Origin of the sequence: Tannerella sp., assembly GCF_030528505.1 — a bacterium.
Taxonomy (GTDB): domain Bacteria; phylum Bacteroidota; class Bacteroidia; order Bacteroidales; family Tannerellaceae; genus Tannerella.
Genome location: NZ_JAUMYS010000008.1, coordinates 50,232 through 62,222, shown reverse-complemented (window position 1 = coordinate 62,222; position 11,991 = coordinate 50,232). Strand labels below are relative to the sequence as shown.

Annotated in this window: 10 protein-coding genes; 5 read left to right on the top strand and 5 right to left on the bottom strand. The window is 48.5% G+C overall.

The genetic code is table 11. The features are described from left to right. Positions 1-112 precede the first annotated feature (112 nt). A complete protein-coding gene (locus tag Q4A89_RS02400) occupies positions 113-709 on the top strand; it encodes a hypothetical protein (protein ID WP_303183476.1) in 597 nt (198 codons plus the stop codon). 422 nt (positions 710-1,131) lie between these two features. On the opposite strand, the gene Q4A89_RS02395 is transcribed toward Q4A89_RS02400, so the two are convergent. The 5 genes from Q4A89_RS02395 to Q4A89_RS02375 all read right to left on the bottom strand — a co-directional run bounded on the left by Q4A89_RS02395 (position 1,132) and on the right by Q4A89_RS02375 (position 4,869). Continuing rightward, the gene (locus Q4A89_RS02395; protein WP_303183475.1) at positions 1,132-1,497 is read right to left on the bottom strand and encodes a hypothetical protein; all 366 of its coding nucleotides are present in this window, start codon (positions 1,495-1,497) and stop codon (positions 1,132-1,134) included. A 219-nt stretch (positions 1,498-1,716) separates the two neighbouring features. Beyond that, entirely contained in the window at positions 1,717-2,259 is a 543-nt protein-coding gene (locus Q4A89_RS02390) for a pyruvoyl-dependent arginine decarboxylase (RefSeq protein WP_124752311.1), read from the bottom strand. Positions 2,260-2,437: 178 nt separating this feature from the next. Further along, entirely contained in the window at positions 2,438-3,316 is an 879-nt protein-coding gene (locus tag Q4A89_RS02385; protein WP_303183473.1) for a phosphatase PAP2 family protein, read from the bottom strand. Then, positions 3,313-3,894: a phosphatase PAP2 family protein gene (locus tag Q4A89_RS02380; RefSeq protein WP_303183472.1), complete on the bottom strand. Its 582-nt coding sequence runs from the start codon at positions 3,892-3,894 to the stop codon at positions 3,313-3,315. The genes Q4A89_RS02385 and Q4A89_RS02380 overlap by 4 nt, the downstream gene beginning before the upstream one ends. A gap of 18 nt (positions 3,895-3,912) precedes the next feature. Beyond that, entirely contained in the window at positions 3,913-4,869 is a 957-nt protein-coding gene (locus tag Q4A89_RS02375) for an NAD-dependent epimerase/dehydratase family protein (protein WP_303183471.1), read from the bottom strand. A 288-nt stretch (positions 4,870-5,157) separates the two neighbouring features. Here Q4A89_RS02375 and Q4A89_RS02370 point away from each other — a divergent pair, with 288 nt between their 5' ends. The 4 genes from Q4A89_RS02370 (at position 5,158) to Q4A89_RS02355 (ending at position 11,978) form a co-directional block, all read left to right on the top strand. Beyond that, a complete protein-coding gene (locus Q4A89_RS02370) occupies positions 5,158-5,727 on the top strand; it encodes an RNA polymerase sigma-70 factor (protein ID WP_303183469.1) in 570 nt (189 codons plus the stop codon). A gap of 46 nt (positions 5,728-5,773) precedes the next feature. Continuing rightward, entirely contained in the window at positions 5,774-6,754 is a 981-nt protein-coding gene (locus Q4A89_RS02365; RefSeq protein ID WP_303183467.1) for a FecR family protein, read from the top strand. Positions 6,755-6,953: 199 nt separating this feature from the next. Further along, positions 6,954-10,415 (top strand): TonB-dependent receptor, encoded by a 3,462-nt coding sequence (locus Q4A89_RS02360; RefSeq protein ID WP_303183465.1) that lies wholly within the window; start codon positions 6,954-6,956, stop codon positions 10,413-10,415. Between the two features lie 24 nt (positions 10,416-10,439). Continuing rightward, positions 10,440-11,978: a RagB/SusD family nutrient uptake outer membrane protein gene (locus Q4A89_RS02355; protein ID WP_303183463.1), complete on the top strand. Its 1,539-nt coding sequence runs from the start codon at positions 10,440-10,442 to the stop codon at positions 11,976-11,978. Positions 11,979-11,991: the final 13 nt, after the last annotated feature.

Genomic DNA, 11,991 nt, shown 5'->3' with positions numbered 1-11,991 from the left:
ACTAAACAACTAAACGCCCCGAAGGGGCATAACAACTAAACGTCCGAAGGACTGACCGCTGATTACTGAAAACTGACGGCTAAAAGAAAAACTAATTAAAAATTATATCATTATGGGACAAAGAACAACATTAAACATGGTAACAGCCGAACAGACCGATTGGCTGTTTGAAGGTAATAATTCGCTGCCTTACTTCTGGCTGCTCTTGCTTGACCGGACAACCGTCGAAGCCGTTAAACCCCAATGGGAGAGCTGCGAGGCAAAATGGAAAGAAGAAGAAAACGAAAACGAAGACGAAGAAGACTGCTTCGAGGAAGACGACGAAGAGGAAGACGGAGCATATCCCGAACCCTTCCGACTCACACCGGCACAGTTCCGGCAGAATGCCGAGCGGGGAAGAATATTCCTCACGGCCAACTCGCCCGGTTCGGTGACGCTCTATAACGATTTTGTACAGTTCATCGACGCACGGCTCAGCCCGGAGAGCGTCCTTGAAATCGATCTCTACGAAATCCGTCATTTCCATGACTCGTTAGAAGAATTCTTCGAGTATATCGACGAGACGGTAGAAGACGTAGAAACCGGTCGAACCGGCATAACCGGTCTGATATGCGAACGCGATGCGATCGGAGACGGAACGGGATTTGCCTGTGTCGAAGCTTTCGAGGAGCTTGATTCTTATCAATACGCGATGAAAAACAGAAAATAAGCAAGTCGTTTGTTCTTGCGATGTGGAATTGTTGCGATGTTGTAGTGTTGAGTTGTTGATTTGGCTGAATGCTGACTGACACCTTGCGAACTTTGCGGAATTCTTTGCGAACCTTGCGGTTTATTTTACCGCAAAGCACGCAAAGGAAATCGCAAAGGGCGCAAATGTAATTGTTAATTGTCAATGGTTAATGGTTATTTTCCGGGTACATGATTCGGCATGTACCACGCATGACAATTGACAATTAACCATTGACCATTAATTCACGCTGACCGCTGAATGCTGATTACTGAATGCTGACTGACACCTCAACGCCCGAAGGGCATCGTAATTCGTAATTTGTCATTCGTAATTATTGTAGCCAACAACTCAACAATTCAACACCTCAACACCCGAAGGGCTGAATGCTGACCGCTGACTGCTCAATGACTATATTGTATCCGTGAAGAATAATTGAGGTATTTCACTAACATCACGATGCCCATCACGAACGATGTCCCCAGAATAAGCATGCCCACGACGAGCATCCGTACGGCTTCCCACGAGCCTGTTTCAAATTCGTAATATTCCGAAAGCAACGCGAGGGTCATGTATAAACTGCCCATTACCAAGAGTACCGAAAGAATCGAACCCAAAATAACTGCCGGAAGAATTTGTTTACGAATCAGAAACAATACGACTAACAATACCGCCAATCCGATCGTGATCGGATGGAATGCCCCGATCAGAAGAAGTGCAAAAAAAGCTTCGGGAATCCATTTCGTCCATGATTTCGTTTTGTTCATCATTTTCTGTATTTGATTATATCTGATGATAAAACGAACGCCGTCTTTGATTATTGTAGCGCGTTCGGTTTTTTTCCTGTTCCGCTGACAGACGCTTTTCTTCGCCTTAAAAATAAAACGGCCGCAAGGAGTCATTTCCTCACGGCCATCGTCCAAAATAGCACTTAGTTTATAGCTCCCTTATCGATTCGGGAACCAAACACTAAAAAAACAAAATCGTTTTTATTTCTCTTTGATTTCGGGCAGAAGGAAATCCGTAAAGCATAAAGCCGCCAGCGCCGTGCCGTAGCGACGTTCGATGGTCATTCCTTCGGTTACGAAATTCAGATCGCCCAGATAAAACTTGCTGTATGTACGCTGATGCAGATCGTTGATGACGCGGATCAGACGCGCTTCCAGCTCTTCGATGCGGTAACGTCCGCTCACTTCGCAGACCAACCCGCCGGCTTTCTCGTCGAAATTCTCGTCCTTATACATCCACGCATATACGAGTCCGGCCGAGATAAACTCATCCTGATACCCGTGCGAAACGGCCATAATCGTTTTCAACTCCGACCCGAACGGAGGCAGATCGACCTCGTCCATCGTCACCAAATGGGCCGTAGCCGGAATAACGGACGAATACGTCATGATGTTAAAATCGGCAATTCCCGCATCGAACAATGCCATGTGATACGAACCCGCATGCTTTTCCAGATCGGAATCGCCGCTACCTTTTGCCATAAAAAAGGTATTCGGAATCAGATTTCCTACTTTCTTTACCATCTTTCAAATCTGTTTTTAAGTCAATTAATATTCAATGTATGATTCATCCGCCTGCCGTTAATCATCATTCGCAGACTTTCAACCCAAACGGCCGACAAAAATACAAACATCTTTTGTATTTTAAGGCGATAAGATGTAACTATTTTATGATTTTTCGGAGAATGCTTACGTTTTTGTATTAAAAAACGTACACGACACCGAGTCCGGCCGTGCGGAATCCCAGTTGAGGCGTCAGGGCGAATTGTCGTTCGTCTCCGTTTATCCCCAGCAGCCGATGCCACACGGGCAGCATCAGGTAGCCTATTTCGGCACTGAGTATGCCGACGCCTGCTCCGGCTATCACGTCGCTTACCCAGTGAGCGTTGTTGATGACCCGCAACGCTCCTACTGCCGTCGCTGCGGCATAACCGCCTACGCCGATCCACGGCGAATGATCACGATACTCCTTGTACAGGATATGCGCCCCGGTGAAGGCTACGGCCGTATGTCCCGAAGGGAAAGCGTTGTACTCGCCCCATTGACGCGGACGCTCTACGCCCGTCAGGTCTTTCGTGGTGTAAACGAACGCGAACATAACGCTGTACGAAGTCGCCAGAATCAGTGTGCGGTCGCGGAAATTGTGTCGCGCTTCGACGCCCGGTACGAAGTCAAGCCCCCACGCAACGGCGGCCGGCATGATTTGAAGCGAGTTGTCGATACCGTAATGACGGTCGATATGTTTGTTGACCTGCCTTGCAATGTGTTTGTCGAAACGTCGGATCGGGCTTTCATTGAACCGCGCCGCCGTGCCGTAAGCGATGCATAACGTCGGTACAATAAATCGGGTGATGGTCGGCTGACGCTTTCTTCCTTCGGCTTTACCCAGCGAGACGGTAGAAAATCCTTCCGGCGAAAAAGCCGGAGATACATTCGAGTTGCCCGTCGTAATGTGCGAATTTTCTTCGAGAAAGCGCAACTTCCGCGAAACAGGAGAAACGCCGAGCGTGTCGCCCTCCGCATGTGTCGCGCAGAGAGAACAGGCGATACCGAACAACGAGAGGAAGCATCTTTTTATCATCCTTCGGTCGGTGTATGAGAGATGAAATAACGCGTTACCGCCCATCGGTAGAGGAGATAGACGAGTACTCCGAGCAGACTCCCGGCAATCATCCCGGCCCATACGTCCGACACGAAATGAGCGCCCAGATAGATGCGCGAATACCCCATCGCCAAGGCCCAGACGAAGATGCCAATTGTGTACGGCCACTTTTTAATCAGCAGCGACGAGAGCATGGCAAAGCCGAACGCGTTCGTCGTATGGCCGGAAATGAATCCGTACAATCCGTTGGCGGTGTATTCTTTCAGCAACCTGACGTGTTCGAGGTAAAGCGGGTGCGTCGTGGGGCGGAAGCGCGTAAACCAAGGCTTGAAAACCAGATCGGAGGCGGCGCAACAAAGCAGAATAATCAGTCCAATCGAAAGGGAAGCCGGTAGCCGGTCAGGTCTTTTACGGAGGTAAAACCAAAGCGGTACCAGCACTACCGGACACCAGATGAGCGTACCCGAAAACGGCCACAGCAACGCGTCCGTCAAAGGAGTGTGCGTGCTGTTGATCCACGTAAACAGATCGTGCTCGTAGGCCAGCAGTTCTTCCATTTCAACCGGTTTTTAGGTTCATGACGACAAATCTTTTTCTTTCAGTTTTTCGAGCATGTCGCGGGTCATTGTGTCCAGATCATATTGCGGCGCCCAATCCCATTCTTCGCGTGCGCAGGTGTCGTCCATCATGTTCGGCCACGATTCGGCGATGGCCTGACGTAACGGGTCGATGCGGTATTCCATTTCGAAGTCGGGCAGGTATTTTCGGATCTGTGCGCAGATGATTTCCGGGTCGAAGCTCATCGAAGCGATGTTAAAGGCGTTCCGGTGTTTGAGGCGCGACGGGTCGGCCTCCATGAGTTGGATGGCGGCATGAAGCGCGTCGGGCATGTACATCATATCCATAAAGGTGCCGGCCGCAATGGGGCAGAAGAACTTTTCCTGTTTTACGGCCGAGTAGAAGATGTCTACCGCATAGTCGGTCGTACCGCCGCCCGGAGGAGCGACATACGAGATCAGTCCCGGGAAACGTACGGCACGCGTATCTACGCCGAAACGGCGGAAATAATAGTCGCTTACCAGCTCGCCGGTCACTTTCGTTACGCCATACATCGTGTGCGGGCTGCGCACCGTGTCCTGAGGGGTTTTGTCTTTCGGCGCGTCCGGTCCGAATGCTCCGATCGAGCTGGGGGTGAATACGGCACATTGCTTCTCGCGCGCTACTTCGAGCACGTTCAACAGTCCGTCCACACCGATCTTCCACGCCAGTTGAGGTTTGGATTCCGCCACGGCCGAAAGTAACGCGGCCAAATTGTAAATCGTGTCGATCTGATAGCGGGCTACCGTGTCGGCAATCTGTTGACCGTTCGTAATGTCTACCGGAGCCGAAGGGCCCGACTCGGCCAGTATTCCCTTAGGTTCTGCACCCGCAATGTATCCGGCTACCACATTTCCGCTGTAACGTTTTCTCAGCTCCATGGTCAGCTCCGAGCCGATCTGCCCGGTCGAACCTATCACCAATATGTTCTTCATCTTTTTTGTTAGTTAAATTAAATGGATTACTTCCAATTTTCGAGGCGCAAATGTACACGATAATTTTTTAATTTAGGCACAGCGGGGAGAAAAGATTTTGCGACGTAATGCGATTAACCTGTTTCCGTTTTCAGAACGTGTCTCGCGGGAGTCGTCAGGGAGGGCTTCGGGCAGAAAAATACATAAAAACAAGGCAGGGTTTCATGAACCCGGAGATATTTTGTAAGTTTGCATCCGTTCGGGAATGTGTGTATTTCCGGACGATTGCAGAAGACATCATACCATGATATGGATACTAAATCAGTGAATAAACCGGATATCCGGGCGTTCGAATCGCTGTTTCGGCGGATGCAGCCGAAACTGTTTGCTTTCTGCCGTAAATATATCGATGACGAAGAATGTGCCAGAGATATCGTGCAGGAATGCTTTATCGGGTTATGGGAACATTATGCCGAAAACATCTGTTCTTGCGAGTCCTACCTGTTTCGTTCCGTGCATAATCGCTGCCTTTCCTATATCCGTTCGCAAAAAGTCAGCGCAGCTTATGAAGAGACGGTCAGATGGCGTATCCGCGAAATCGAACTTCATCCTGAACCGAACAGCCCTTTAGTTGATCTTTACGTTAAGGAATTGAACGGGCTCATACACCATACCGTCGAAAAACTACCGGCAAAATGCCGGAAAATTTTTGAAATGAGTCGTTTTCATGGTCTGAGAAATCACGAAATCGCCGAGACATTGGGACTTAGCGTCCGAACTGTAGAAGTGCAGATATATAACGCACTAAAAATCTTTAAAACAGCTTTCAATGATTATTTGCCGATTCTGTTGATCTTTTTTTCGTTTTTCGCTAAGTAGTCCCTGCGTTTCGTGCGTCTTACCATGAAAAGAGCAGAAGAAAAACATGGAGCAGATCGATACGCTGATCATAAGATACCTGATGGGAAGCGCTTCCGCCAACGAACAGGCGACGTTGCTGACATGGCTGGAAGAAAGCGAATCGAACAGGAATTATTTCCGTTCGATGAAAGATGCATACGATTGGGGCTGTCTGAAATATGACCCGAAACCAAACGATATCGAGACGGAATGGCGGAAATTCCGCAAAACAGTCTCCGGTAGCCGGTCTCTCAGTCAACGAACAGGCAGTCGTTTCTTTGGGCTGCGTTACGCTGCCGTCTTTCTGATCGGAGTCTGTTCGGCTTGCTTCATATACCGCGTTGCCACGCAAAAGAAAGACCATACGGTTGCTCAAACCCGAATAGAAACAGGTGTCGGCGACAAGTCGAAGACAACGTTACCTGACGGAACGGTAGTCTGGTTGAATGCGTGCAGCTCGCTTCTATACGGCGACTTCTCCGGTGATAATGAACGAACGGTTTATCTGAAAGGGGAGGCTTATTTCGAGGTGAAAAAGGATAAGCAGCGTCCTTTCTCCGTCCGTACCGACAAGTTGACTTATTGCGTAACGGGCACTTCCTTTAATGTATATGCGTTCGAAGAAGAAGAAACGAGCTCGGTTGCTTTGCTCGAAGGAGGGGTTACGATCGAAAGTGGAAAATGGTTGCATGCCCTCCGACCGGGTGAAGTATTTACGTATGATAAAAACACCTGTACTTTTAGGGTCGAGAAGAAAGACGTGGAGCTTTTGGCTTCATGGCGCCGGGGAGAATTTGTCTTCGATAAGATGACGTTCGGTGAGCTGATCCATCGCCTCGAACGCCTTTACCGTGTGGAATTTATCTGTGAAAACCCCGAAGTCCGACACGCTACTTTCGGAGGCACACTCAAGGATTATGATTCGCTCGAAACGATCATGAACGTGCTGAAGACGAGCCTTCGAATCCGTTATACGATAGAAGAAAACAGGGTGTTGATTCATTGATATTCAAATGTAAATATAAAATTATAAACCGTTTAAAAAAAGGAGGAATGCTTATGAGGTAGATAAGAAGATAAGAATCAAACTGCGGGGCTCTGCTTTGTCAGGAGATACCCGTTCGACTGTTAAGTGTAACGGTCATCGTTTTTTAATCAAAATAACAACAATTGTTCTATTAAAATCGCAATACAATAAAAAAAATATGGAAAATGCATTGTATGATATGAAAGGTCACTTTTATCAGACCTTACAGCTGTGTCTGAAAATCGGTCTGACAGCCGTTATCCTGTTGGCTGTTTCTCCCGTTTTGCAGGCAGGAGTGACGCATTCGCAGAATGCAAAAATTAATCTTGTACTTGAAAACGTAACTTTCCCCGACGTATTCCGCGAAATCGAAAAGCAGTCGGACTACCGTTTCTTTTATAATCGTGCGGTCGTCAACACAGAGGCCCGATTAAGCATTCGGACAGGAGAAAAAGAACTGACCGAAGTGCTTAACCAGCTGTTCGGCAATACCGATATGAATTACCAGCTGGTCGATAAATATATCGTGGTTACGAATAAGGAAACCTCGAAATCGGATGCTGCGGCTTCATTACAGTCGGATAATCAAAAACAAATCTTCGGACAGGTGACCGATACCCAAGGCGAGCCCGTGATAGGAGCCAATGTGGTGGAGGACGGGACGACGAACGGTACGGTAACCGATATCGACGGACGGTTTACGTTGACCGTTTCGCAAAATGCAACCCTCAAAGTGTCTTATATCGGCTATCTCGAACAAACATTGCGCGTGGCCGGAAAGGAATCGTTCAATATCGTCCTGAAAGAAGATACCAAGACGTTGGAAGAAGTCGTTGTCGTGGGGTACGGTGTGCAGAAGAAAGCGAACCTGACCGGTTCCGTTTCAACCGTTAAATACAATCAAGAGCTGGAGAACCGCCCGATTACGAATCCTTCGCAGGCGCTCTCCGGAAAAGTATCCGGCGTATGGGCCAGCCAAAACTCCGGTGCTCCGGGTTCCGACGGTGCGACGATTCGTATTCGTGGTTACGGCACGCTGAACAATACCGATCCGATGATTCTCATTGACGGTGTGGAAGGGCGTATGTCGGACGTGAATCCGAGCGACATCGCCTCGATCACGGTACTTAAAGACGCAGCATCGGCAGCGATCTACGGTTCTCGTGCCGCGAATGGTGTCGTCCTGATCGAAACGAAGAAAGGCGAAGGCGAACAGGTGCGTATCAACTATAACGGTTACTTCGGAGTGCAGCAACTCGGACGGAAATACGATTTGATTACCGATAGCCCCCATTACATGCAGCTCTGGAATAAAGCCGTCACGAACGAAGGCGGCGATCCGTTGTTCCCGCAGGAGGTTATCGATGCTTTCGCTTCCGGTAACGATCCGTATAAATATCCGAGTACGAACTATTTCGATGAAGTCTTCCGTAATGCGTTTACGACCCAGCATAACGTCTCCGCAACGTTTGGCGGGAAAAAGTCGAACAGCTACCTTTCGATGGGTTACCTGAAAAATAACGGTATAATCAAAAATACCGATTCGGAGCGTTATAACCTGTCGATTAACAGTGAAGCCAAAGTAGGCGACTGGCTGACCTTCGGCGGTAGAGGGCGTGTGATGCGTACCGTGTCGAATCAGTCGTATGTCGATTATGACGGAGGCTACACCTCAGGAATCGAACGGGTCTTCTACATGATGTCCAACGGTCATCCGTTCTCTACGCCTTATTTGCAGGACGGCAAAACATACGGAGGCACACAGGCGCTCTACCTTTCGGGACCGAAAGCCGGGCTGCCGATCGTCGATACCCGTAACCCGTTCCCCGATTTGTACAACGGAAAGAACGAAACAACGACGAATTTCCTCAAAGGAAACGTGTATGCTACGCTGCGTCTGTTCGAAGGGCTGACGTTGAGCGCGCATTACAGCGGGCAATATTGGCATCGGAATATCGATAATTACAATCAGCTGGCAACGTGCTATACGGACCTGAACCAGTCGAATCCCACGAAACCGCTCGATTATCCGTCTACGTTGGAGATATCGCGCACCATGGTCGATGAATATTATTCGACCTTCTTTACGAATTTGAATTACAACCGTGTGTTCAACAAAATCCATGATGTGAGTCTGTTGCTCGGATATCAGCAGGAGGCTACGACACGCCGCTATACGAAAGCGAAAAAAACGGATCCGTCCAAGCCCGAACTGCATCAGATCGCTTCGGGAACGAAGAATCCTTTCGCCGATGGGAATAAATACATGTGGCGCATGATGTCGTGGTTCGGTCGGATCAACTACGCCCTGAACGGAAAATATTTGGCCGAGGTCAACCTCCGCGCCGACGCGTCCTCGCGTTTTGCCAAAGGACATCGCTGGGGACTCTTCCCGTCTTTCTCAGCCGGCTGGCGTTTGGGAGAAGAACGGTTTATCAAAGACCTCGATCTGTTCAGCAATTTGAAGTTGCGCGCTTCGTGGGGTAAACTCGGAAACCAAAACATCGGGAACACAGCCAATCCGAGCAACTCCGATTATTTCCCTTATCTGACGGTTATTACGCAGGATTATCCGAACAGCCATAATTTCAACAATACGTTGGCGCCCGGAGCGGCCATCACTGCCCTTGTCGATCCGAATATTACGTGGGAAACGACGACTTCGACCGACTTCGGGTTCGATATGGGATTCCTGAATAATCGCCTGAATCTCGAAGCCGATTATTTCCGGCGTCTGACAACCGATATTATCGTCCAGCTTCCTATTCCATCCGTCTTGGGAGATATGGGCGCTCCGTTCGAGAATGTCGGTAGAATGAAGAATACCGGAATGGAGCTGGGGATAACCTGGCAAGATCAAGACAAAGGCTCGGGCTTGTCTTACAGCATCGGAGCGAATCTGACGTATGTAGACAATGAGGTGACGAAATTCCGCGGAGGCAAATCTCCGGATCAGCTTTTCCTCATCCGAGAAGGCTATTCGTATAAGACATTGTACGGCTTCATTCAGGAGGGTATTTATCAGACCGACGAAGAGGGTGCAACACACATGAAAAACAATAGCTTTAAGCCCAAAGAAGGCTATATTCGTTACAAGGATGTGAACGGAGACGGCAAACTGGATTACCGCGATAAAGAGGAAATCGGTAATACGATCCCGAAATTTACGTATGGTATCAACGGCAGTCTCTCGTGGAAAGGTTTTGACCTGAATGTACAGTTCTCGGGAATAGCCGGAGTGAAAGGGTATTTCAGAAATGACTGGACTATTCCGTTAGGTGTATCCGGAGGAACGATCACGAAGAAGTGGGAGGGTGCATGGACACCGGAAAATAAGAATAATGAAATACCGCTGATTACGCTCGATGCCGATTGGCATCGTCAGGAGTCGTCGTTCTGGTCGGCTAACATGTCGTTTTTAAAGTTGAAAAATATTCAGTTAGGATATAACGTGCCGAGAGATGTTACTCGTAGCCTGTTTTTGCAAAAGTTATACATTTATCTGAACGCAACGGATGTATTTACGATCGTGAGCAGCAAATACGAAGGTTTTGACCCCGAACGGGATTCGTTCGACAGGGGCGGCTATCACTATCCGATTCCGCGTGTTTTCTCTTTAGGACTGAATGTAAGTTTTTGATGTTTAACAATTCAAAATGAAAGAATGATGAAAAAAATAATCTATATGATGCTCACCGTCGTCACATTGACGGGACTCAGCTCATGCGAAAGTTATCTGGACATATTGCCGGATGATAAGATTACAAACGAAATCTTCTGGACTTCACCGGATGATGCGAAACTGGCCTTGAACGGAGTGTACAGTGTATTGAGAAATAATTATGTGTACGGTTATGGAGGCGGTTATGACGCTTGTACGCCGAATGCCTATCAATGGGCGCATTGGGAAGGCAAACAGAAACAGGTCGGCAACGGAACGATTACGTCCGGTATCGGAGGAATCGTTTCTAATCGCTGGAAATATTGTTACGGAGGAATTTACCGTGCAAATTACTTCTTGGAAAACGCGGATAAGATTCCGAATATGGACGCGGTGGCAAAAGAAGTGATGCTGGGCGAAGTCTATTTCTTGCGTGCCCTTTTCTACGACCTGCTCGTGCGTTCGTATGGAGGCGTGCCGCTCGTGCTCAAAACAATCACGCCGGAGGAGGGACGTAAGCTGACACGTGCATCGGCCGAAGAGGTCTGGAAACAAGTACGTCAAGACTTCGACGAAGCCATCAAGCGTTTGCCTAAAAACTCTCCGGATAACGGACGTGCGACGTTAGGCGCAGCATTAGGGATGAAGATGAAAACGTACATGTACACCTCCGAATGGGAGAAAGTGTTGGAATATTGCGACAAAATCGATGCGTTGAACAAGTATCAACTTTTCCCTACGTATTATGGTTTATTCCAGTATGAAAACGAGGGTAATGCCGAAACGCTCTTTGCCTTGAGCTTTATGGACGGGGTGTTTCAGCAGGGAAGTATCTTCGACCGTTACTGGCAACCCCAAAATTTGAAATACGGAATCGACGGCTCCAACTCGGTTGCGCCGACTCAGTTGCTGGTCGATGAATATGAGACCCTTGACGGTACTCCGGTCGACAAGAATGATCCTTACAAAAACAGAGACCCACGTCTCGACTTTACCATTCTGCGTCCGGGTGCTTATTTTCAGGGGCAGTTGTATCCGACCGAGATTAAGAACCATACGGGACAAAAGGTCGGTTTCGGTATCCGTAAATATACGATCGAGACGATGCCGGTCGTAGGTCGTCAATCTCCTCTCGACTTTATGATTCTGCGTTATGGCGATGTGCTGCTGTGTCGCGCCGAAGCGATGATTGAGCTGAATAAGGATATCGATGGAGCGATCGATCTGATCAACCGTATTCGTACCGAACGCAAAGACGTGAAGATGCCGCCGGTGAAGAAGGGGCTAGGACAGGCCGAAGCCCGGAAAACGCTACGTCATGAACGGCGTATTGAACTGGCGCTCGAAGGACAATTCTGGGATGATATCAAACGTTGGAACGCCGGACCGGAATACTATCCGTGCGACGTGTTCGGAGCCTTGGGCGAAAAGCTGGAAACGAAGTTTCCGAACGGGTATAATATCAAGAAAGACAATGTGCTTCCGATTCCCGACAGCGAGATTTCACTCAATAACAATTTGAAGCAGAACGAAGGATATTAATAGGAAAGGAGGT